Source organism: Comamonas thiooxydans (genome assembly GCF_000964545.1).
In the GTDB taxonomy this organism is placed as follows: domain Bacteria; phylum Pseudomonadota; class Gammaproteobacteria; order Burkholderiales; family Burkholderiaceae_C; genus Comamonas; species Comamonas thiooxydans.
This window is the reverse complement of sequence record NZ_BBVD01000025.1, coordinates 1-21642: the sequence shown is the minus strand read 5'-3', so window position 1 is coordinate 21642 and position 21642 is coordinate 1. Positions and strand designations below refer to the sequence as shown.

At 60.3% G+C, this 21642-nt stretch carries 22 protein-coding genes and 4 tRNA genes; 18 read left to right on the top strand and 8 right to left on the bottom strand.

Features of this window, described 5'->3' with window-relative positions; all coding sequences use genetic code 11:
• Positions 1-20 precede the first annotated feature (20 nt).
• The 9 genes from Cth01_RS22975 (at position 21) to Cth01_RS22935 (ending at position 7220) form a co-directional block, all read left to right on the top strand.
• The gene (locus tag Cth01_RS22975) at positions 21-485 is read left to right on the top strand and encodes an ATP synthase subunit I (protein WP_003065409.1); all 465 of its coding nucleotides are present in this window, start codon (positions 21-23) and stop codon (positions 483-485) included.
• 14 nt (positions 486-499) lie between these two features.
• The gene (atpB, locus tag Cth01_RS22970; RefSeq protein WP_003065408.1) at positions 500-1363 is read left to right on the top strand and encodes a F0F1 ATP synthase subunit A; all 864 of its coding nucleotides are present in this window, start codon (positions 500-502) and stop codon (positions 1361-1363) included.
• A 46-nt stretch (positions 1364-1409) separates the two neighbouring features.
• Positions 1410-1661, top strand: a complete 252-nt coding sequence (gene atpE / locus Cth01_RS22965) for a F0F1 ATP synthase subunit C (protein ID WP_003059376.1) — start codon at positions 1410-1412, stop codon at positions 1659-1661.
• A 35-nt stretch (positions 1662-1696) separates the two neighbouring features.
• Positions 1697-2167, top strand: coding sequence for a F0F1 ATP synthase subunit B (locus Cth01_RS22960; protein ID WP_003065405.1), 471 nt, complete (start codon positions 1697-1699; stop codon positions 2165-2167).
• A gap of 12 nt (positions 2168-2179) precedes the next feature.
• On the top strand, positions 2180-2719 hold the full coding sequence (locus Cth01_RS22955) for a F0F1 ATP synthase subunit delta (RefSeq protein ID WP_003065404.1): 540 nt from the start codon (positions 2180-2182) through the stop codon (positions 2717-2719).
• Positions 2720-2764: 45 nt separating this feature from the next.
• A complete protein-coding gene (atpA, locus tag Cth01_RS22950) occupies positions 2765-4324 on the top strand; it encodes a F0F1 ATP synthase subunit alpha (protein WP_034359061.1) in 1560 nt (519 codons plus the stop codon).
• A gap of 18 nt (positions 4325-4342) precedes the next feature.
• Complete coding sequence (gene atpG / locus Cth01_RS22945) at positions 4343-5209, top strand: F0F1 ATP synthase subunit gamma (protein ID WP_003065400.1); 867 nt, start codon at positions 4343-4345, stop codon at positions 5207-5209.
• Positions 5210-5243: 34 nt separating this feature from the next.
• Positions 5244-6653, top strand: a complete 1410-nt coding sequence (gene atpD / locus Cth01_RS22940) for a F0F1 ATP synthase subunit beta (RefSeq protein WP_003065399.1) — start codon at positions 5244-5246, stop codon at positions 6651-6653.
• 150 nt (positions 6654-6803) lie between these two features.
• Positions 6804-7220 carry a F0F1 ATP synthase subunit epsilon gene (locus tag Cth01_RS22935; RefSeq protein ID WP_003059364.1) on the top strand — a complete coding sequence of 139 codons (417 nt, stop codon included), beginning with the start codon at positions 6804-6806 and terminating at the stop codon, positions 7218-7220.
• A 163-nt stretch (positions 7221-7383) separates the two neighbouring features.
• Here Cth01_RS22935 and Cth01_RS22930 read toward each other — a convergent pair whose 3' ends face one another.
• Positions 7384-7653: a hypothetical protein gene (locus Cth01_RS22930; protein WP_034359063.1), complete on the bottom strand. Its 270-nt coding sequence runs from the start codon at positions 7651-7653 to the stop codon at positions 7384-7386.
• A 141-nt stretch (positions 7654-7794) separates the two neighbouring features.
• Between Cth01_RS22930 and Cth01_RS22925 the strand changes: the two genes are divergently transcribed.
• Positions 7795-8469: a DUF1294 domain-containing protein gene (locus Cth01_RS22925; protein ID WP_045840532.1), complete on the top strand. Its 675-nt coding sequence runs from the start codon at positions 7795-7797 to the stop codon at positions 8467-8469.
• Between the two features lie 44 nt (positions 8470-8513).
• On the opposite strand, the gene Cth01_RS22920 is transcribed toward Cth01_RS22925, so the two are convergent.
• The 3 genes from Cth01_RS22920 to Cth01_RS22910 all read right to left on the bottom strand — a co-directional run bounded on the left by Cth01_RS22920 (position 8514) and on the right by Cth01_RS22910 (position 10626).
• The gene (locus Cth01_RS22920; RefSeq protein WP_045840531.1) at positions 8514-9053 is read right to left on the bottom strand and encodes a TPM domain-containing protein; all 540 of its coding nucleotides are present in this window, start codon (positions 9051-9053) and stop codon (positions 8514-8516) included.
• A 1-nt stretch (position 9054) separates the two neighbouring features.
• Positions 9055-9924 (bottom strand): TPM domain-containing protein, encoded by an 870-nt coding sequence (locus Cth01_RS22915; protein ID WP_082085708.1) that lies wholly within the window; start codon positions 9922-9924, stop codon positions 9055-9057.
• 84 nt (positions 9925-10008) lie between these two features.
• Positions 10009-10626 carry a LemA family protein gene (locus Cth01_RS22910; protein WP_003065385.1) on the bottom strand — a complete coding sequence of 206 codons (618 nt, stop codon included), beginning with the start codon at positions 10624-10626 and terminating at the stop codon, positions 10009-10011.
• 115 nt (positions 10627-10741) lie between these two features.
• Here Cth01_RS22910 and Cth01_RS22905 point away from each other — a divergent pair, with 115 nt between their 5' ends.
• Genes Cth01_RS22905 through Cth01_RS22895 form a run of 3 tightly spaced genes read left to right on the top strand, consistent with a single transcriptional unit; the run spans position 10742 to position 13052 of the window.
• A complete protein-coding gene (locus Cth01_RS22905) occupies positions 10742-11497 on the top strand; it encodes a Rossmann-fold NAD(P)-binding domain-containing protein (protein ID WP_034381915.1) in 756 nt (251 codons plus the stop codon).
• On the top strand, positions 11494-12465 hold the full coding sequence (locus Cth01_RS22900; RefSeq protein ID WP_034394901.1) for a YheT family hydrolase: 972 nt from the start codon (positions 11494-11496) through the stop codon (positions 12463-12465). The genes Cth01_RS22905 and Cth01_RS22900 overlap by 4 nt, the downstream gene beginning before the upstream one ends.
• A gap of 29 nt (positions 12466-12494) precedes the next feature.
• The gene (locus tag Cth01_RS22895) at positions 12495-13052 is read left to right on the top strand and encodes a DUF2946 family protein (RefSeq protein WP_034381908.1); all 558 of its coding nucleotides are present in this window, start codon (positions 12495-12497) and stop codon (positions 13050-13052) included.
• A gap of 88 nt (positions 13053-13140) precedes the next feature.
• Here Cth01_RS22895 and Cth01_RS22890 read toward each other — a convergent pair whose 3' ends face one another.
• The 4 genes from Cth01_RS22890 to Cth01_RS22875 form a co-directional block, all read right to left on the bottom strand.
• A complete protein-coding gene (locus tag Cth01_RS22890; RefSeq protein WP_034394903.1) occupies positions 13141-14004 on the bottom strand; it encodes a c-type cytochrome in 864 nt (287 codons plus the stop codon).
• 199 nt (positions 14005-14203) lie between these two features.
• Positions 14204-15637 carry an efflux transporter outer membrane subunit gene (locus Cth01_RS22885; RefSeq protein WP_034394906.1) on the bottom strand — a complete coding sequence of 478 codons (1434 nt, stop codon included), beginning with the start codon at positions 15635-15637 and terminating at the stop codon, positions 14204-14206.
• Positions 15630-18809: an efflux RND transporter permease subunit gene (locus Cth01_RS22880; RefSeq protein WP_034359077.1), complete on the bottom strand. Its 3180-nt coding sequence runs from the start codon at positions 18807-18809 to the stop codon at positions 15630-15632. Before Cth01_RS22880 ends, Cth01_RS22885 begins: the two co-directional genes overlap by 8 nt.
• Before the next feature lie 12 nt (positions 18810-18821).
• Positions 18822-20129: an efflux RND transporter periplasmic adaptor subunit gene (locus Cth01_RS22875; protein WP_045840529.1), complete on the bottom strand. Its 1308-nt coding sequence runs from the start codon at positions 20127-20129 to the stop codon at positions 18822-18824.
• Positions 20130-20356: 227 nt separating this feature from the next.
• On the opposite strand from Cth01_RS22875, the gene Cth01_RS22870 reads away from it, so the two are divergent.
• The 5 genes from Cth01_RS22870 to Cth01_RS22850 all read left to right on the top strand — a co-directional run bounded on the left by Cth01_RS22870 (position 20357) and on the right by Cth01_RS22850 (position 21543).
• A complete protein-coding gene (locus Cth01_RS22870) occupies positions 20357-20977 on the top strand; it encodes a TetR family transcriptional regulator (RefSeq protein WP_003065361.1) in 621 nt (206 codons plus the stop codon).
• A 74-nt stretch (positions 20978-21051) separates the two neighbouring features.
• Positions 21052-21127, top strand: a tRNA-Arg gene (locus Cth01_RS22865).
• 80 nt (positions 21128-21207) lie between these two features.
• Positions 21208-21293: transfer RNA gene (locus tag Cth01_RS22860), tRNA-Tyr, on the top strand.
• A 58-nt stretch (positions 21294-21351) separates the two neighbouring features.
• Positions 21352-21425, top strand: a tRNA-Gly gene (locus Cth01_RS22855).
• 43 nt (positions 21426-21468) lie between these two features.
• Positions 21469-21543: transfer RNA gene (locus tag Cth01_RS22850), tRNA-Thr, on the top strand.
• The last annotated feature ends 99 nt before the right edge of the window (positions 21544-21642 follow it).

Below are 21642 nucleotides of genomic sequence, written 5' to 3'. Positions count from 1 at the left end.
TGAAAGAAAACATGACAAACATGCCCGCTGATTTTCAGGATGAGGACGAAGTCGAAGACTTCAAGCCCCTGACTGCACAAGAAGCCTCTGCATGGCGTTCGCGCTTTCCGCAGGTTTCTGTCTGGCGCATCGTCATCGTTCAGACGCTGGTCGGCGTTATCGTGGCTTTGCTGTCGTGGTTGATGACGGGGCGAGCAGCCGCAGGCTGGTCGGCGGCGTATGGAGCGCTGGCGGTCGTGTTGCCCGCAGCGCTGTTTGCAAGAGGTGTGGTTCGTCAACGGCCGGGAGGTGCCGGGGCGGCCATGGCGGGGATTTTCGGTTGGGAACTGGTGAAGCTGGTGCTGTGCATCGCGATGTTGGCGGCTGCGCCAAAGCTGGTTCCCGATCTCAGTTGGCTGGCGTTGCTGGCCGGTTTGATTGTTGTGATGAAAACGTATTGGGTTGCACTGCTGGTGCGATCCAGTGTCCGAAAAACTGAAGCTTAAGAAGAGAGTTGACGATGGCCGCTGATGCGCACGCCCCAACTGCAAGTGAATACATCGTTCACCACTTGCAACACCTGCAAAACATCAAGCAGAAGTCCGTCATTGATTTCTCAGTCATCAACTACGACTCGATCGTGGTGGCTGGCGTTCTGGGTCTGCTCGGCATCTTCGTGCTCTGGCTGGCTGCCCGCAAGGCGACTTCTGGCGTGCCCGGCCGCTTCCAGGCCGCCGTGGAAATCCTGGTCGAGATGGTGGACAACCAGGCCAAGGCCAATATCCACAACGCCCAATCGCGCAAATTCATCGCTCCTCTGGCACTGACCGTCTTCGTCTGGATCTTCCTGATGAACGCCATGGACATGCTGCCCGTGGATCTGCTGCCCTATCTGTGGCAAGGCGCTACCGCCGACGAACACGCCTATCTGCGTGTCGTGCCCACCGCCGACCTGTCCACCACGCTGGGCCTGTCCTTCGCCGTGCTGGTCCTGTGCCTGTTCTACAGCGTCAAGATCAAGGGCATGGGCGGCTGGGCGCATGAACTGGTGACTGCACCGTTCGGCACTTCCAAGAATCCCGTCTTCGCCCTGATCCTGGGCGTGGTGAACCTGCTGATGCAGGTGATTGAATACGTTGCCAAGACCGTGTCGCATGGCATGCGACTGTTCGGCAACATGTACGCTGGTGAGTTGGTGTTCATGCTGATTGCCCTGATGGGTGGTGCGGCGGCTATGTCGCTCTCTGGTGTGTTGCTCCCCGTGGGGCACATCATTGCAGGCTCTATCTGGGCAATCTTCCACATCCTGGTGATTACCCTGCAGGCCTTCATTTTCATGATGCTGACGCTGATTTACCTCGGCCAGGCACATGAAGCTCACTGACCTTTCCCTCTTCAACCTTTCTTTCCTTTAATCCCTAGGAGTCATCATGGAAAACGTTCTCGGTCTCGTCGCTCTGGCTTGTGGTCTGATTGTTGGTCTGGGCGCTATCGGCGCTTCGATCGGTATCGCCCTGATGGGTGGCAAGTTCCTGGAATCTTCGGCACGTCAGCCTGAGCTGATCAACGAACTGCAAACCAAGATGTTCATCTTGGCTGGTCTGATCGACGCCGCCTTCCTGATCGGTGTTGCTATCGCCCTGCTGTTCGCTTTCGCCAACCCCTTCCAACTGGTGGCCTAAGCTCCGATCAACGCCCTAAATAGAAAGGTGTTGCCGTGAGTATCAACGCGACCCTGTTCGTTCAGGCCATTGTTTTCCTGATCCTGGTGCTGTTCACGATGAAACTCGTGTGGCCCCCGATTGCGAAGGCACTGGATGAGCGAGCCCAGAAAATCGCCGATGGCCTCGCTGCTGCCGACAAGGCCAAGACCGAACTGACCGCTGTCAACAAGCGTGTCGAACAGGAATTGGCCCAGACGCGCAACGAAACAGCTTCGCGGCTTGCGGACGCCGAACGCCGCGCCCAGGCCATCATTGAAGAAGCCAAGGCCCGCGCGACAGAAGAAGGCAACAAGATTGTTGCTGCTGCCCGCGCTGAAGCTGACCAGCAAGCCATTGCTGCCCGTGAAGCCCTGCGTGAGCAAGTGGCAGCGCTGGCCGTCAAGGGTGCCGAGCAGATCCTGAAGAAGGAAGTCAATGCCGGTATCCACGCTGATCTGCTGAACCGCCTGAAGACAGAGCTGTAAGGAAAGCAAAAAATGGCAGAACTCGCCACCATTGCCCGCCCTTACGCCGAAGCATTGTTCAAAGCCTGCGCCGACAAGGCTGCAGACTTGAACAGCACTGTCGCTTGGGTGGAGGAATTGGCGGCGATTGCCGCCAATCCGCAATTGCGCCAACTGGCCGACAACCCGAACGTGAGCGACGCGCAAGTGTTCGATCTCATCACGGGTGTGGCCAAGTCGGCATTGCCCGAGTCCGCACGCAACTTCCTGCGTGTGGTCCTCGAAAACGGCCGTCTGGACGTGCTGCCTGAAGTGGCAGCCCAGTTCCGCAGCCTCGTGAACAGCAAGAGCGGCTCTTCGGATGCCGTGGTGTACAGCGCTTTCCCGATTGAGGATGCAGCGCTGGCCGAGCTTGGCGCCACGCTGGAAAAGCGCTTTGGCCGCAAGCTGAATCTCACCGTGAAGCTCGATGAATCGCTGATCGGTGGCGTTCGCGTCGTGGTGGGCGACGAGGTGCTGGACACCTCCGTCAAGGCCCGTCTGGAACAAATGAAAGCGGCCCTCACCGCGTAATGCGCTTGAGGTCTCGGCTAACACACAAGAAAGAAGGAAAGAGTCATGCAACTCAATCCCGCAGAAATTTCTGAACTGATCAAGAGCCGCATCGAAGGGCTGGCTGCTAGCACTGACGTCCGTAACCAAGGCACCGTGGTGTCGGTGACTGACGGTATCGTGCGCGTGCACGGCCTGTCGGACGTGATGGCTGGCGAAATGCTGGAATTCCCAGCAGGCGCCGACGGTCAACCCACTTACGGTCTGGCTCTGAACCTGGAGCGCGACTCCGTGGGCGCCGTGATTCTGGGTGCTTACGAGCACATCGCAGAAGGCAACACCGTCAAGTGCACCGGCCGTATCCTGGAAGTGCCCGTGGGTCCCGAGCTGGTCGGCCGCGTGGTGAACGCCCTGGGTCAGCCTATCGACGGCAAGGGCCCCATCAACGCCAAGATGACGGACGTGATCGAGAAGGTCGCTCCTGGCGTGATCGCACGTCAATCCGTGGATCAGCCCCTGCAGACCGGTATCAAGTCCATCGACTCCATGGTTCCCGTGGGCCGTGGTCAGCGTGAACTGATCATTGGTGACCGTCAGACTGGTAAGACGGCTGTCGCTATCGACGCCATCATCAACCAGAAGGGCCAGGGCGTTATCTGTATCTACGTGGCTATTGGTCAGAAGGCTTCTTCGATCAAGAACGTGGTGCGCTCTCTGGAACAAGCCGGCGCGATGGACTACACCATCGTCGTGGCTGCCACCGCCTCTGAATCTGCTGCCATGCAGTACGTGTCAGCCTACGCTGGCTGCACCATGGGCGAATACTTCCGCGACCGCGGCGAAGACGCTCTGATCGTTTATGACGACCTGTCCAAGCAAGCCGTGGCCTACCGTCAAGTTTCGCTGCTGCTGCGCCGTCCTCCCGGACGTGAAGCTTTCCCCGGCGACGTGTTCTATCTCCACAGCCGTCTGCTGGAGCGTGCCGCTCGCGTGAACGCCGACTACGTCGAAGCCTTCACCAAGGGTGAAGTCAAGGGCAAGACCGGTTCTCTGACCGCTCTGCCTATCATCGAAACACAAGCTGGCGACGTGTCCGCTTTCGTTCCCACGAACGTGATTTCGATTACCGACGGCCAGATCTTCCTGGAAACCAGCCTGTTCAACGCCGGTATCCGTCCCGCTATCAACGCCGGTATTTCGGTGTCCCGCGTGGGTGGTTCCGCTCAGACCAAGGTTGTGAAGGGCCTGTCCGGCGGTATCCGTACCGACCTGGCTCAGTACCGTGAACTGGCTGCCTTTGCGCAGTTCGCTTCCGACCTGGACGATGCAACCCGCAAGCAGCTGGACCGCGGTGCCCGCGTGACCGAACTGCTCAAGCAGGCTCAGTACTCTCCTCTGTCGACCGCTCTGATGGCTTCTTCGCTGTTCGCAGTGAACAAGGGCTTCATGGACGACATCGAAGTCAAGCAAGTGCTGCCCTTCGAATCTGGTCTGCACCAGTTCCTGAAGACCAGCCACGGCGCTCTGCTCGACCGTCTGAACGAAAAGCGTGCTTTCGACAAGGAAGGCAAGGACGAAGCTGAACTGACTGCAGCCATTACTGCATTCAAGAAGTCCTTCGCTTAATACCGGCGAGGAGTCATCATGGCAGCAGGTAAGGAAATACGCGGCAAGATCAAATCGGTGGAAAACACCAAGAAGATCACCAAAGCCATGGAAATGGTGGCTGCATCCAAAATGCGCAAGGCGCAGGACCGGATGCTGGCTGCCCGTCCATATAGCGAAAAAATCCGCAACATTGCAGCCCATCTTGGCGAAGCTAACCCTGAATATGTGCATCCGTTCATGCAAGTGAACGATGCCAAGAAGGTCGGCGTCATCGTGGTGACGACCGATAAGGGTTTGTGCGGCGGCATGAACACCAACGTGTTGCGTGTCGTCACCAACAAGTTGCGCGAACTGCAGGATGCGGGTGTTGCGACAGATGCAGTGGCCATTGGCGGCAAGGGACTGGGTTTCCTGAACCGTGTCGGTGCCAAGGTGGTCTCTCACGCTACAGGCTTGGGCGACACGCCTCACCTCGACAAGCTCATCGGGCCTGTCAAGGTGTTGCTGGACCAATATGCTGAAGGCAAGCTGAGCGCGGTGTACCTGGCGTACACCAAGTTCATCAACACCATGAAGCAGGAGTCGGTGGTGGAGCAACTGCTCCCCCTGTCGTCCGAAAAATTGCAAGCCGAGAAGACGGGTGCATCGTGGGAATACATCTACGAACCTGACGCTCAAAGCGTCATCGACGAACTGCTGGTTCGTTACGTGGAGTCCCTCGTGTACCAGGCAGTTGCGGAAAACATGGCGTCCGAGCAATCGGCGCGCATGGTGGCCATGAAGGCCGCTACCGACAACGCCGGCAACGTCATCAGCGAGTTGAAGCTGGTCTACAACAAGACGCGTCAGGCAGCGATTACGACCGAGTTGTCGGAAATCGTGGCAGGCGCAGCCGCTGTGTAAACGGCTTTAACGAACAAACAGATTGGAGCAAAAAATGGCTCAAGTACAAGGCAAGATTGTTCAATGTATCGGCGCCGTGGTGGACGTGGAGTTTGCCCACGGCCAGGTGCCCAAGGTGTATGACGCCTTGAAGCTGGAAGGCTCGGCCCTGACCCTGGAAGTTCAGCAGCAGCTGGGCGACGGCGTGGTGCGTACCATTGCCCTGGGTTCTTCGGACGGTCTGAAGCGTGGCCTGATGGTCACCAACACCGGCAACCCCATCACCGTTCCCGTGGGTAAGGCTACCCTGGGCCGCATCATGGACGTGCTGGGTAACCCCATCGACGAACGTGGTCCCGTGGACCAGACCCTGACCGCTGCCATCCACCGCAAGGCTCCTGCTTACGACGAACTGTCGCCTTCGCAGGAACTGCTGGAAACCGGTATCAAGGTGATCGACTTGGTCTGCCCCTTCGCCAAGGGCGGCAAGGTGGGCCTGTTCGGTGGTGCCGGTGTGGGCAAGACCGTGAACATGATGGAACTCATCAACAACATCGCCAAGGCCCACAGCGGTCTGTCGGTGTTCGCTGGTGTGGGTGAGCGTACCCGTGAAGGTAACGACTTCTATCACGAAATGTCCGACGCTGGCGTTGTGAACCAAGAGAACCTGGGCGAGTCCAAGGTTGCCATGGTTTACGGTCAGATGAACGAGCCCCCAGGAAACCGTCTGCGCGTGGCGCTGACCGGCCTGACCATGGCTGAGTCGTTCCGTGACGAAGGCAAGGACGTGCTGTTCTTCGTGGACAACATCTACCGCTACACACTGGCCGGTACCGAAGTGTCCGCTCTGCTGGGCCGTATGCCTTCCGCCGTGGGCTACCAGCCTACCCTGGCTGAAGAAATGGGCAAGCTGCAAGAGCGTATTACCTCCACCAAGGTTGGCTCGATCACTTCCATCCAGGCCGTTTACGTGCCAGCGGATGACTTGACCGACCCCTCGCCCGCCACCACTTTTGCTCACTTGGACTCCACCGTGGTGCTGTCCCGTGACATCGCTTCGCTGGGTATCTACCCCGCTGTGGATCCTCTGGACTCCACCAGCCGTCAGCTGGACCCCCAAGTGGTTGGCGAAGAGCACTACAAGGTGGCTCGCCAAGTGCAGGGTACGCTGCAGCGCTACAAGGAACTGCGCGACATCATCGCGATTCTGGGCATGGACGAACTGGCTCCCGAAGACAAGCTGACCGTGGCTCGTGCTCGTAAGATCCAGCGTTTCCTGTCTCAGCCTTTCCACGTGGCTGAAGTGTTCACCGGCGCTCCCGGCAAGTACGTTCCCCTGTCTGAAACCATCCGTGGCTTCAAGATGATCGTGAACGGCGAAGCCGACCACCTGCCCGAACAGGCTTTCTACATGGTTGGTACCATCGACGAAGCCTTCGAGAAGGCCAAGAAGCTGGCTGCCTAACTGGCTTGCACCCCCTGAGCGGCTTGCGCCGCATCCCCTCTCTTTCAGGAGAGGGGACGACGCCCTCGCTGCGGGGCGGCCCTTGCTCGGCGTCTCTGGCTTGGGGTGTGCTTGTTTTAGGACCAGTTTTTACCTTTTCTAGGAGCAAAGATGAACACTATTCACGTTGATGTGGTCAGTGCCGAAGAGTCCATCTTCTCCGGTGAAGCGCGCTTTGTCGCCTTGCCCGGTGAAGCGGGCGAGTTGGGCATTTATCCCCGCCACACACCGCTGATCACCCGCATCAAGCCGGGTTCGGTGCGCATCGAAATGCCTGACGGCAGCGAAGAGTTCGTCTTCGTGGCCGGCGGCATTTTGGAAGTGCAACCCAACTGCGTGACCGTGCTGTCCGACACCGCCATCCGCGGCAAGGATCTGGACGATGAAAAGGCGCAAAAGGCCAAGGCCGCGGCCGAGGAAGCCCTGAAGAACGCCAAGGGCGAACTGGACATCGCTCGTGCGCAGTCCGAGCTGGCCGTGATGGCAGCTCAGATTGCGGCTCTGCGCAAGTACCGCCAGAAGCGTTGATGTGCTGTGCCCATGAGCACATGCATCAGCAGCAAAAAGCCACCGCATGCGGTGGCTTTTTTTATGGACTGTTGCTGCGGAAATCGAAGCGCACTGTGCTTGTCCCAAAAGGAACTGATCCCGAAACCAGCAGGATTCCGAACCGCGGCAGCGCGCAAGCAGCTTAGCCGTTGCAGGCGGCCTGATAGCCGTAGACCACGGAGCTGTCCTTGGGGTCCACATGGCGTGATTTGCGCACCACGGCCTTGCTGGGGTCTTCGCAGAGGGCTCGGATCTGGGCTTCGCACTTCTTGGGGTCATCCTCCTTGAGCTTGCAGCTCAGTGCGTAGTCGTATTCAGCCGGTGCTTCGGCGCCTCTGGGGCTGATGGAGGAGCAGGCGCTCAGTGCCAGGGCAGAGCTGATGACGGCCAGAGAGAACAGAGATTTCTGCATGCTTGAGTGCTTTCTTAAGAAAATACGGCTGCCCCAAAGCTAACACAGCCATGCGGGTAAAAAGGTTTTTTCTGGATGGGGCCCACCTGCTTTTTGCATCACCGGGCCTGTTCGCGGTGCCAAAAACAACAAAGGACATGGATGCGCTACAGCGGTACCTTGACGCAATGGAATGACGAGCGTGGCTTTGGCTGGATAGAGGCCGATGGCGGTGGCGAGCGTCTGTTTGTCCATATCAGTACTTTTGAGCCGCGCCCGCCCGCAGAGCAACGTCCTCGGCCCGGTCTGCGCCTGGAGTTTTCCGTTGGCATGGAGCAGGGCAGAAAACGCGCGCTTCAGGTTGCATGGCGCGCTGGCGGCCCAGTGCCTCAGGCACGGTCTTCTTCGGTGCGGCGCAACAGCCCTTCTGCAGGGCGTTTGCAGTCCTCGCGTGCGGTGCCTCAGGGCTGGCATGCCTCCAGTGGCTTCAGCTATGGCGTGTTGCTGGTCTGGCTGCTGATGATGCTGGCCACCGCCGTGATTTGGGGCATACCGCGTATCCTCTGGCTGACCTATGCAGGCCTGAGCATGCTGACCTTCATGGCCTACTGGCAGGACAAATGGGCCGCCCAGAAGGGGCAGTGGCGCACGCCGGAAAACACGCTGCAGACCATGGCGTTGGCCGGAGGCTGGCCCGGTGCCCTGCTGGCCCAGCAGTGGCTGCGCCACAAAAGCAGCAAGACCAGTTTTCAGCTGCAGTTCTGGCTCATGGTCCTGATCAATGTGGTGGCCGTGCTCTGGCTGTGTTCGCCGTATGGGCGACATGTGCTGGCCTGAGGCCTCTGAGGTCTGCAGCCGGTGGGTGCGGCTGCAGAACCGGATCAGCGGTTGCGGCCCGGCAGATGCCTTTGGACCACGGGTGTATCGGGCAGGTTTCGCTGCGTGTTGGCCGCGGATTTGCGCGGGAAATGCGCCTGCAGTTGCCGGTTGACGCGCTCCAGTGCCGATACCAGGCCCATGCTGAAATGCCCGCCCTGGAAGGCGGACTGCATATCGCTGATCAGCGTTTGCCATTGCTCGGCGCTCATGGTGCGGTCCAGGGCGCGGTCGGCCACGATTTCTATGGCGTGGTCGGCCAGCAGCAGGTAGATCAGGACGCCGTTGTTGTGCTCCGTGTCCCAGACATGGAGCTTGGCGAACTGCGAGAGCGCGCGCTCGCGCGCCGTGGCATCGCGCCAGATATAGCTCCAGGGCAGGCCGGCCTCGACGCAGATGCGGACCTGGCCGGTGTGGCCCAGCTCGCTTTTGGCGATCAGCAATTCCAGCTCCTTGAGCGTGGCAGGCGGCAAGGCCTTGCGCAGATGCTGTTCGGCCCAGCGGTGTCGCACCAGACGTGCCAGGCGTTGAAAGACATTGCTCATTTCACCAGTCCCCCGAGGCGCCACCGCCACCAAAGCTGCCGCCACCACCGGAGCTGAAACCACCTCCCGAGCTGAAGCCTCCCCCGCTGCCGCTGCTCCAGCCGCCGCCGCCGGTACTGATATACGGTCCGCCTCCGCCCCGCGAGAGGTTGGAGAGCAGGGTGAAGATCAGGCCAACAACGCCGGCCACGCCTGCAATCAATAGGCTGGTGGTGATCACATAGGCGGCCGTCCCGGCAATGCCTCCAATGATCAGCGAACCCAGCACGCGGCCGAAGATGGCGCGGGCGACGGCAATCCCGATCGGAAAGCCGAAAAACAGCAGCGGAAGCAGAAAGTCCAGATTTTCGGACCAGGATGGGCCCGACTTGCGCGGCTGGGACTGCGGCGCGGGCAGTTTCTCGCCGTGAATCAGCAGGCTCATCTGCTCGATGGCGGCAGACAGTCCGCCCGCATAGTCGTTGGCGCGGAAGCGCGGCTTCATGGCTCCGTCGATGATGCGTGCGGCCTGGATGTCGGGAATCGCGCCCTCCAGCTTGCGCGCCACCTCGATGCGCATGCGCCTGTCGTTCTTGGCCACGACGATGAGAGAGCCGTCGCCTATGTCCTTGCGCCCCAGCTTCCAGCTGCTGGCCACGCGCCAGGCATAGGCGGCAATGTCTTCCGGAGCCGTGGTGGCGACCATGAGCACGGCGACCTGGGCGCCGGTCTCGTCCTCCAGCTTCTTGAGCTGCTCGCTCAGCGCCTGTTGATCGCTCTGGCTCAGCGTGCCGGTCTGGTCGATGACGCGCGCCGTCAGCTCGGGCACGGGCTGCAGCTGAGCGCCTGCGCCACCCTGCGCCAGGGCTGGCAGCGCCGACAGCAGCACCATGCTGGCAAAAATAATAGCTGCAAGCGCTTTGTAGAAAAGGGCTTGAGGCGATGTTTGCATGGGTTTAAAGAGCTGTGCGCGCAATTACTTGCTGCCGGCAGGCGCTGCGGGTGTGGAAAAGTCAACGGCTGGTGGTTGCGAGATCTGGGCTTCGTTTTGCACCGTGAAGGTCGGCTTGACCTTGTAGCTGAATACCTTGGCCGTGATATTGGTGGGGAAGCTGCGCGCTAGCACGTTGTAGGCTTGTACGGTGCCTATGTACTCGTTGCGCGCCACGGTGATGCGATTTTCCGTACCCTCCAGCGTCACGCGCAGATCGCGGAACGCCTGGTTGGCCTTGAGTTCGGGGTATTTTTCCGCCACCACCATCAGGCGCGAGAGCGCGCTGGAGATCTCGCCCTGAGCCTGCTGGAACTTGTTGAAGGCTTCGGGGTTGTTGATCAGCTCGGGCGTGGCCTGAATCGAGGTGGCCTTGGCGCGTGCTTCGATCACCCTGGTCAAGGTCTCCTGCTCGAAGTTGGCCTCGCCCTTGACCGTGGCGACAATGTTCGGGATCAGATCCGAGCGGCGCTGGTACTGATTCAGCACCTCGCTCCAGGCAGCCTTGGATTTTTCATCCAGGCGCTGAAAGTCGTTATAGCCGCAGCCCGTGAGGGAGAGCATGGAGGCCGCAGTTGCGATTGCCAGAAGCCAGCGTTTCATGGGTGTTTCCATTCACGAGATTGAGACGGAAACCATAGCATAAGGCCTTGGCAGGCCAGTGTGCGAGCGCAGCCTGTTGCCCTGTCCGCTGCCCGGTGGCGCTAGCATTGCAATCATGTCCACTGTTTCTCCACTCGATGCCCTGCGTGGCGCACAGCGTCCCGGCCCGAAAACTGCGACCTTGCCGCGGCTGTTGCTGGCCGGGGCCACGGGGCCGCTGGGCAACGAGGTGCTCAGTCGCGTGGTTGGCGCACAGAACTATGCGCTGGTCCAGGTGCTGGCACGCGAGCCCTATGTCCAGGGCCTGCGTGGCATGGAGTTGCTGACGCAACTGCACGGCGATGTGCAGCAATGGCCTGTGCAGAGCGCCGATGTGGGCCTCATCATGTTTGAGCCTCCGCGTCCCTATTACCAGCGCGAGCGCGCCTTGTGGACGCCCCGGCCCGATCAGCTGCAGGCGGTGGCGCAGTGGATGCAGCGCTGTGGCGTGCACACGCTTGCCGTGGTGCTGCCCCACGATATGGGCAGCCTGCCCCAGGCTTTGAAGCAGGGGCTGGCCAATCTCAATGAGCAAGGCGTGGCCGCACTGGGCTTCGAACGGCTGATTTTTGTGCGCTCGGCCAGAGAAGCCCAGAAAATCAATGCAGGCCATTGGCTGCAGCGCACGGCAAAGATCATGCTTTCGGCGCTCAGCTATATGCTGCCGCAGACGGAGCGGCCGGTGCGCGCCATGCATGTGGCTCGTCTGGTGGAGGCAGCCTTGCTCAAGGCACCGCCGGGAATTCATGTGGCTCCGCCTGAACTGGTCTGGCGTGCGGCACAGAAAGACGCCCTGCAGTCAGAGCTGCGGAGCTGGCTGGGTTCCTCATGAATTTCGAACAATTTCGTGCACCTTGGTGGCAGCCCGGAGGTCATGTCCAGACCATTTGGGCTGCACTCTGTGCGAAGGGCGGAGAGTCTCCGGCGTGGCGGCGCGAACGCTGGGATACGCCCGATGGCGATTTTATCGATATCGATTTTTCAAGCGGCCTGACAAGTGCAAGCGCTCCCACACTGGTGCTGTTTCATGGCCTGGAAGGTTCTTCCTCCAGCCACTACGCCAAGGCCCTGGCACAGGTCTGCGCGCAGCGCGGCTGGCATCTGGCCGTGCCGCATTTTCGCGGCTGCAGCGGTGAGCCCAATCGCTTGCTGCGTGCTTATCACTCTGGCGACTCGGACGAGGTGGACTGGGTTTTGCGCCGGCTGCAGCAAAGCGCGAGCGGCGAATTGCTGGCAATGGGTGTATCGTTGGGCGGCAATGCCCTTGCGCGCTGGGCCGGGCTGCAGCAGCAGGCGGCTGCAGAACTCGTCAAGGGTGCAGCAGTGATCTGTGCGCCGCTGGACCTGGTGGCCGGAGGCGTCAATCTGGGCCAGGGGCTCAATCGCTGGATCTACACCCCCATGTTCATGCGTACCCTGGTGCCCAAGGCCCTCGCCAAATGGCAGCAGTCGCCGGGGGTGTTCGATAGGGAGCGGCTGCAGCGCGCACGCACTCTGCATGACTTTGACGATGTGTTCACGGCCCCGGTCCATGGTTTCAGGGATGCTGATGATTACTGGAGCCGGGCCTCGGCCAAGCCCCTGCTCAAGCAAGTGGCCGTGCCCTTGTTGCTGCTCAATGCGCGCAACGATCCGTTTGTGCCGGCGCACAGTCTGCCCAGGCCCGATGAGGTCAGTGCCACCGTGCAGCTATGGCAGCCGCCGCACGGCGGACACGTGGGCTTTGCCAGCGGGGCCTGGCCTGCCCATGTGCAGGCCATGCCGCTGGCCGTGACCGAATGGCTGGAGCAGTGGCTCTGAGCGTTCGCAGAATAATCAGGAGATGAGTGATGGATGACATCGTGAAGCAGGCCATGGCGAAATGGCCCAACGTGCCGGCCTGCAGCGGCTGGCTGGGTCTGGATGCGCGCGGCCAGTGGTGGCTCAGAGACGAGCAGGCCCAGGCATGCGGCGCGTTTGCCGGCGGCAAGCCCGGAGCCAGGGGCAATCTGCTGCGCCACGAAAAGCTGGCTGAATTCATCGGTCGCAACTATTTGGCCGAGTCAGATGGTCGCTGGTATTTCCAGAACGGCCCGCAGCGTGTGTATGTGGAGCTGGAGAGTGCGCCATGGATATGGCGTCTGCGATGCACAGAGCATGGCCTGCAGCTGAGCAGCCACACGGGCCAGGAGCTGGCGATCGAACAGGTGCAGCAGGTGCTGCTTGATGAACAGGGGCGGCTTTTCCTGGCGTTGCCGCAGGGCCTGGGCATGGTGCACAGCCTGGACATGCTGGATGCCGCGAATGCGCTGGAAGGCGGCGTGCTGCCCGAGGTGCAGGAGGTCGACAGCGCTTCGCTTCCATTGAAGTTTGGCTTTGTGCCTAGCCCGCAGGCTCATCAAGTCTGATCGCTGCCTGTACTGGCGTACAAAAGGCGTCCGGTCAAAAATAACAAAACCGGCCAAAGGCCGGTTTTTGCGGAGCAAAGAGCAGAGCTTACTTGGCTGCATCCACCATGTACTGAATTGCGGCCTTGAAGTCTGCGTCCGAAGCAGTGGAGCCGCCCTTGGGAGGCATGGCCCCAACACCTTGGGTGGCCTTCTGCACCATATCGTCCATGCCCTTGGCAATGAAAGGTGCCCAGGCAGCCTTGTCGCCAAACTTGGGAGCTCCGGCAACGCCACTGGCGTGGCAGGCCATGCAGGTGGTGTTGTAGATGTTCTTGCCCACATCGGAGGCCGCGGCAGCTGCGGGAGCCGGGGCGGATGCAGGTGCTGGCTCGGCGGCTGCAACAGCTGCTGCAGGTGCAGCGGCGACGGGGGCCGCAGGTGCTGCTGCGGGGGCATCACCGGCTGCTGCGCCGGCTGCAGGCTGGGGCTCGGGGAAGTTGGCGCCGGCAGCATTGCTCATATAGACCACGCCACGGGCAATTTCCGTGTCATTGAACTCGCCGCCACCCTGGGCCGCCATTGCACCCTTGCCGGCCAGGGCAGAGTGCACCAGCGTTTCCAGACCCTGCTTGATGCGCGGGCCCCAGGCTGCTGCATCCTGGAATTTGGGTGCGCCGGCTACGCCGGTTTCATGGCAGGCCGCGCATTGCGACTTGAAGACTTCCGCGCCACCGCGCAGAGGGCGGTTGGCATCACGAATTTCTACCGTTCCCACTTTTTGCAGACGCATGGCCTTGGCCATTTCGGCATTGGCCGTGCCTGCGCCCGTGGTGTCGGACGAAGTCACGAACTTGACCAGACCGATGATGACGAAGATGGGAACCACAAACGAGAAGAAGACGGCAAGCAACAACTGCTTGGGTTTTTTAATGGGGCCTGTATGGGCTTCTTCGTGGTGTTGCTCGCTCATGAAGTCCTCTGAGATCGTGGGATGGGGATGAACAAACCATTATAGAAGTGAGGGTTAAGAACGCCAGTGCACGACGATCCGGGTTGACGGCTGCTGCATAAAGGAGTTGAGTTGGATCAACTTTGTGCAGCCAATTTGTGGCGTGCATGAAAAAAGGCGTCCGAAGACGCCTTGTGTGAGAGTGCAAATCTTGGCCCGATTACTGGGCTGTAGTTGCTGCCGCAGGGTTGCTGCTGGCGCTTGCCTCCGTCCAGCCGCCGCCCAGCACCTTGTAGAGATTGACCTGGTTTTGCAGCTGCGCCAGGCGGACCTGAACCACGGACTGCTCCAGTGCAAACAGTGAACGCTGCGCATCCAGCAGATCCAGGTAGCTGGCCACGCCGTTGGTGTAGCGCAGGTCCGACAGCTTGTAGCGAACCTGCTCGGCCTCCAGCTGACGCGATTGGGCATCAAGCTGATCCTTGAGTGCTCGGCGATTCACCAAGGTGTCGGACACCTCGCGGAAGGCCGACTGAATGGAGCCTTCGTATTGAGCCACGGCAATCTTCTGGCTGGCTTCTGCAACCTGCAGATTGGCGCGATTGCGGCCTGCATTGAAGATGGGCAGATACAGCGAAGGCGCAATCGTGAACGCCGCAGAGTCCGACTTGAGCAGATCGGAGATGTCGGAGCTTGCGAAACCTGCCGAGGCGGTCAGGGAGATGTTCGGGAAGAACAGCGCACGTGCCGCACCAATGCTGGCATTGGCGGCAATCATGCTTTGCTCGGCCTGACGGATGTCGGGCCGGCGCAGCAACAGGTCAGAAGGCAGGCCCGAAGGAACATCGGCCAGGGCAGGCAGATCGCGCAGTTGCTTGCCTTGCATGCTGGTCATCAGATCGGCAGGCAGAGTCTGGCCCACGAGCAGGGTCAGGGCGTTGACGTCGCGCTCGCGCTGACCGGCTTGCTGGGCCAGCGTGGCGCGTGCGCTTTCGGTCAGCGACTGAGCCTGGCGGTAGTCCAGCTCGGAAGCGACACCGGAGTCCAGTCGCAGCTTGGTCAGCTTGATGGACTGCTCGCGTGTGCCCAGGGTACGACGGGAAATGGCCAGCAACTCCTCGTCAGCCTGCAGGTTCAGCCAGGTGTTGGCGACCGTTGCAATCAGACTGATCTGGGCCGCTTTGCGGCCTTCCTCAGTCGCCAGATACTGGGCCAGAGCTTGCTGCTTGAGGCTGCCGATGCGGCCCCAGAAGTCAATCTCCCAGCTGGGCATGGAAAGGCCTGCCATGTACGAGTTGGCATAGCGGCCCGTGGCGGCACTGGGCTGGCGGCTGGCGCTGCCTGCCACACCGAACTCAGGAAACTGGGCGGCACGCTGGATCTGGTACTGAGCCTGCGCCTTTTCGATGTTGAGCACGGCCACACGAAGGTCGCGGTTGTTGTCCAGCGCGAGCTGGATCACCTGCTGAAGGCGAGGGTCCGTGTAGAACTGCTGCCATGGGATGTCGGCGGCCGCGGTGGTGCCAGCCTGCTCGTCGGCGGCAGAGTAATGCTCAGCCACCGGAGCGGCAGGGCGCTCCAGCGTGGGGATGAAGGAGCAGCCGCTGGCCAGCAGCGCGCCGGCCAGTGCTACGGGTAGCAAGGTTTTATTCATGTTGCGAGCCTCCCTGTGCTGCAGAAGTTGCCGCCGGGGGAGTGGCGTTGGAGTCCTGCTTGGACTTCTTGCCAAACAGATTGAACACGGCCACAAAGAACACGGGCACCAGGAACACGGAGATCGGCGTGCCAATCACCATGCCCCAGAACACGCCGGTGCCGATCTCCTTCTGGCTGGCAGCGCTGGCGCCGGAGGCGATGTACAGCGGCACCACGCCCAGAATAAAGGCCAGCGAGGTCATCAGAATCGGACGGAAACGCAGATGACCGGCTTCCAGCGCGGCTTCCAGCGCGCTCTTGCCTTCCGCATGCAGGTCCTTGGCGAACTCCACGATCAGAATGGCGTTCTTGGCCGACAGACCGATCACCGTGATCAGGGCCACCTGGAAGTAGATGTCGTTGGGCATGCCGCGCATCAGCATGCCGGCCACGGCGCCGAACACGCCCAGAGGCACGACCAGCAGCACGGACAGCGGGATGCTCCAGCTTTCATACAGTGCGGCCAGACACAGGAACACGGCCAGGATGGAGAACGCATACAGCAGCATGGCCGAGGAGCCCGCCTTTTTCTCGTCCAGAGACTGGCCGGTCCACTCGTAGCCGAAGCCGTCGGGCAGCTCCTGGGCCAGCTTTTCCATTTCCTTCATGGCGTCACCGCTGGTAAAGCCGGGCTTGGCCTGACCAGTGATGCTCATGGAGGGGTAGCCGTTGTAGCGTGTCAGCTGCATGGGGCCGCTGATCCACTTGGCGCTGACCATGGTGGAAAGCTCCACCAGTTGGCCTTGCGCGTTGGGCACCGTCAGGCGCATCACGTCCTCGGGCTGCATGCGACGAGCCGCATCGGCCTGGATGGTCACACGCTGCATGAAGCCGTTGTTGGGGAAGTCCGTGGAGTTGGACGAACCCAAAGCGGTCGCCAGCGTGGTGGCCAGATCGCCCATGCTCACGCGCTGGGCATAGACCGCATCGCGGTTGATGTCGACCTGCCATTGTGGGGCGTCATCCACGCCATCAAAGCGCACGCCGGCCAGAACCGGGCTCTGGTTGGCCTTGGCAACCAGCTGGTTGCGGGCTGCCAGCAAGGCTGCATGACCCTTGCTGCCACGATCCTGCAGGCGGAAGGTGAAGCCATCGCTATTGCCAAGTTCCGAGATGGATGGAGGCACCAGGGTAAAGATGAAGCCATCGCGCAGCGCTGACATGGCGCCCTTGGCTCGGTCGGCGAAAGACGTGGCGTCCGAGCCCGGGGCTGTGCGCTCGGACCAGTCCTTGAGCGTGGTGAACGCCAGACCCACGTTCTGGCCCTGGCCCATGAAGCTGAAGCCCAGAATGCTCACGATGTGATCGACTTCGGGCTGGCTCAGCACAAACTTTTCCAGCTCTGCAACGGTCTTGCTCGTGCGTTCCAGGCTGGCGCCGGGAGGCAGTTGCGTCAGCGAGATGACATAGCCCTGGTCTTCCGTTGGCAGGAAGGCCGTAGGCAGTCGCATGAACATGAAGACCACGCCGGCAATCACCAGCAGATAGACGATAAAGGCTTGAGCGGAGCGCTTGACCACACCGGAGAGTGCGGAAGAGTAGCGCTTCGTGCCTGCGTCAAACTTGCGGTTGAACCAGTTGTAGAACGGGCCGAGCAAGCCGGTCTTCTTGTCGTGCGCGTGGCCCTTGGGAATGGGCTTGAGCATGGTGGCGCAAAGCGCAGGCGTCAGCGTCAGCGCAAAGAAGCCCGAGAAGAAGATCGAGATGGCCATCACCAGCGAGAACTGGCGATAGATGTTGCCCGTCGCGCCGGAGAACATGGCCAAGGGCAGGAACACCGTCACCAGAATCACGGTGATGCCGACCACGGCGCCCTGGATCTGGCCCATGGCCTTGATGGTGGCTTCCTTGGGCGGAAGGCCTTCCTCGGCCATGATGCGCTCGACGTTTTCCACCACCACGATGGCATCGTCCACCACGATACCGATCACCAGCACCATGGCGAACATGGCCAGAATGTTGATGGTCAGGCCGGCCACCAGCATCACGGCAAACGTGCCGAGCAATGCAATGGGGACCACGATGGTGGGGATCAGGGTGTAGCGGATGTTCTGCAGGAAGATCAGCATCACGATGAACACCAGCACGATGGCTTCAAGCAGCGTGTGCACCACCTTTTCGATGGAAATTTTCACGAACTTGGAGGTGTCGTAGGGCGAGGACCATTTCACACCAGCAGGCAGGAAGGGCTCCATCTCGGCCATCTTGGCCTTGACCAGCTTGGCAGTAGCCATGGCGTTGGCAGTCGAAGTCAGCTGCACGGCCATGGCCACAGCAGGCTTGCCGTCCAGGCGGGACTCGAAGGCGTAGCTCTCGATGCCCAGCTCGATGCGGGCCACATCCTTGAGGCGCACGGTGGAGCCGTCGGAGTTGGAGCGCAGCACCACTTCGCCGAATTCCTCGGGCGTGGTCAACTGGCCGGGCACCACGATCGTGGCGGTGGTGGTGGTGCCGGGTGTGCTGGGCAGGTTGCCCAGGGCGCCACCGGAGATCTGCTGGTTCTGCGCGGCAATCGCTGCGTTGACCGATGCAATCGACAGACCGAAGCCCTGGAGCTTGGCAGGATCCACCCAGACGCGCATGGCACGACCCGAGGCAAACAGCTGTGCCTTGCCCACGCCGTCCAGACGCTGGATTTCAGGCACCACATTGCGGTTCACGTAGTCGGCAATGTCGTCACGCGACGTCTCTCCAGACTCGGCCTGGAAGGCCAGAATCATCAGGAAGTTGCTCATGGACTTGTCCACGCGCACGCCCAGGGCCTGAACGACCTGAGGCAGGCGAGGCAGCACGCGCGAGAGGCGGTTTTGCACGTCCACCTGCGCCAGATCGGGGTTGGTGCCTGGAGCAAAGGTGACGGTCAGCGTGCCTTGGCCGCCCGCAGGGGCGGAGGCTTCCATATACATCAGACCTTGCGCGCCGTTGATTTCGCGCTCGATCAGTTGCAGAACGGAGTCCGTCATGGTCTGTGACGTGGCGCCCGGGTAGGTCGCTGTCACGTTGATGGTCGGAGGTGCGACCGATGGGAACTGTGCCACCGGTAGCTTGGTGATGGAGATCACGCCCGCAATGATCACGAAAATCGCGATCACCCAGGCAAAGATCGGTCTGTGGATGAAAAACTTTGACATGGATCGTGCCTGTTACTTGGCTGCCTGGCCTTCGCCAGCACCTTCGGCTGGTGTGGTGGCTTTCTCTTGCGCAGGTGCGGCGGGGGCCGCAGCAGAGGGTTGTGCTGGTGCGCCGGCAGCAGCATTGTTGATCTCGACGGGCTTGACCTTCTTGGCCCCCATACCCACCTTGATCAGGCCGTCCACCATGACTTTTTCTCCAGCTTTCAGGCCGGATGTGACAACCCAGTTATTGCCACTGGACTGACTGATCTGAACGGGGCGTGGTGCCACGGAGCCATCCTCGGCCACGATCATGACGAAGTTGCCCTTTTCGTTGCGGGTCACGGCTTGTTGCGGAATCAGTGCGGCGTTCTCGACCTGTGCCTGCTCCAGGTGCACGCGTACGTAAGTGCCGGGCAACAGCAGTCCGTCGGGATTGGGCAGCTCCGCGCGCACGCTGACCTGGCCGGTAGTCGGGTCCACGGTCAGGTCGGTGAACAGCAGCTTGCCGGTGTGTGCGTACTCCTTGCCATCGTCCAAATAGACGTGGACGCGCGCTGCGTTGTCACCTACCTTTGCTAACTTGCCGGAACTGAGCGCTTCACGCATGCGCATGATGTCGGAAGAGGACTGAGTCAGGTTCACGTACAGCGGGTTGACTTGCTGAATGGTCGCCAGCTGCGTGGCTTCGCCCTGGCCGACCAGAGCGCCTTCCGTCACCAGAGCGCGGCCGATGCGTCCGGAGATGGGGGCTGTCACGCTGGCATAGCCCAGGTTGACGTTGGCATTGGTGACTGCCGCCTTGCCTGCCGCAACTTGTGCCAGTGCCGCCTTTTCGTTGGCAATGGCCGTGTCGTACTCCTGCTTGCTGATGGCATTGGCTTCCACCAGGGGCTTGTAGCGGCGTGCGGTGGCAGATGCCTGGGCGAGATTGGCTTCGGCCTGTGCCAGGGTCGCCTGAGCGCTCTGCAGGTTGGCCTTGTATGGGGTGTTGTCAATCTGGAACAGGGCCTGGCCAGCCTTGACATCCGAGCCTTCCTGGAACAGGCGCTTTTGCACGATGCCGGCTGCGCGGGCGCGAACCTGAGCAATGCGCGATGGCTCCAGGCGGCCTGGCAGATCGGAGATCAAAGGCACGTTCTGCATGGATACCGTCACTACACCTACTTCGGGTGGCTGTGCCTGAGCGGCTGCTTGTGCTTTTTGAGCTTCCGCGTTTTTGTCACTGCATGCGACTAGGCCCAGTGCAGCAGCCAAGCTCAGGCCGATGACCATGGAGCGGGTGCCGGATGCGGCTGAATGGGACTGATTGTCGGGAGCCTGGTTTGCTTCATACATCGGGTGCATGAACGTCCTTCCGGTTGACATTGTGAAAACGAGAAAAGAGCGCTGTCCGCAGTGGAGCGCTCGTTCGGGTGGAAACCCTAGATGGTTTCCTGCATATCGGTGCTAGGGAAATTATACATACATGCATAAATGTATAATTGCAAACGCTGCGTAAAGCAGTTGAGAAATGGCTTTTCTCGCGGCGATCTATGGCCGGCGATTGATGGAGAGGGTGAGTGATGGCTCGAAGAACCAAGGCTGAAGCGGATGAGACGCGCACCAAGCTGCTGGATGCGGCTGAAGAGGTGTTTTTCGAGAAGGGTGTATCTCGAACCTCTCTGGGCGATATCGCGCAGCGTGCAGGGGCTACACGCGGGGCGGTGTACTGGCACTTCAAGGACAAGATGGATGTCTTTGTTTCCATGCTTGGGCGCATATGCCTGCCTTTCGAAGAAATCTGTGACGACAGGTATGGTGACCTGTTGCCGCTAGAACGCATTCGTCACTCCATCCTGTGTGTGTTCGAGAGCTTGGACGAGGATGAGCGCAGACGCAAGGTGTTTGAAACGGCGCTATTCAAAATGGAATACGTGGGCGAACTGGCTGATGTGCGTTTGCAGCATATAGAAAGTTCAGGCTTCGCTCGGGAAAAATTTGCGCACGACCTGGCGGCTGCGGCACAGGGGCAGTCCGTGCAGTTGTCGGTATCCCCGGAAGAGGCTGCTCTCGGTTTGCACTCTCTTTTTGTAGGTCTTATACATGGTTGGGTATTGACGGAAGGGAGTTTCTCATTGGTCAAGGTTGGTTCGATGTCGGTGGATGTCTACTTGTCTGGTTTGGGATTTCAGGTGAATTTGTGATTTGGGTGTCCAAACCCGTGCAATAATTGCGGCTGTTGAATTGTTGTTGGCCGTGCAAGCGGCCTGACGGATTCGCGGCTGTAGCTCAGTGGATAGAGTATTGGCCTCCGAAGCCAAGGGTCGTGGGTTCGATCCCCGCCAGCCGCGCCAGCATCGATCTTCGGCAAGAAAAAAGAAATTTCAAAATTTCTTTTTAAGCTGGAAATAGATGCTACAATTCAAGTCTCTTCGGAGGGGTGGCCGAGTGGTTAAAGGCAGCAGACTGTAAATCTGCCCGCTAACGCGTACACAGGTTCGAATCCTGTCCCCTCCACCAGCAATGGTTGAGAAGAGCGATTGCTAGAAATAGCAGTCGCGTGCAGTAGTAAATCTGTGCGGGAGTAGTTCAATGGTAGAACCCTAGCCTTCCAAGCTAATGACGCGGGTTCGATTCCCGTCTCCCGCTCCAGTTTGCGAGCAAAGATTTTAGAAGTTGTTTTTGCAGCTTCTTTGCCCATGTGGCTCAGTGGTAGAGCACTCCCTTGGTAAGGGAGAGGTCGCGGGTCCGATTCCCGCCATGGGCACCATTTTCTGGTGCGCTCGCTTGATAGGGTTGCGCCGAAATCCTCTTGCAGTGAATTAATTTTTTCGGAGTCGGAAAAATGGCAAAAGAAAAATTCGAGCGC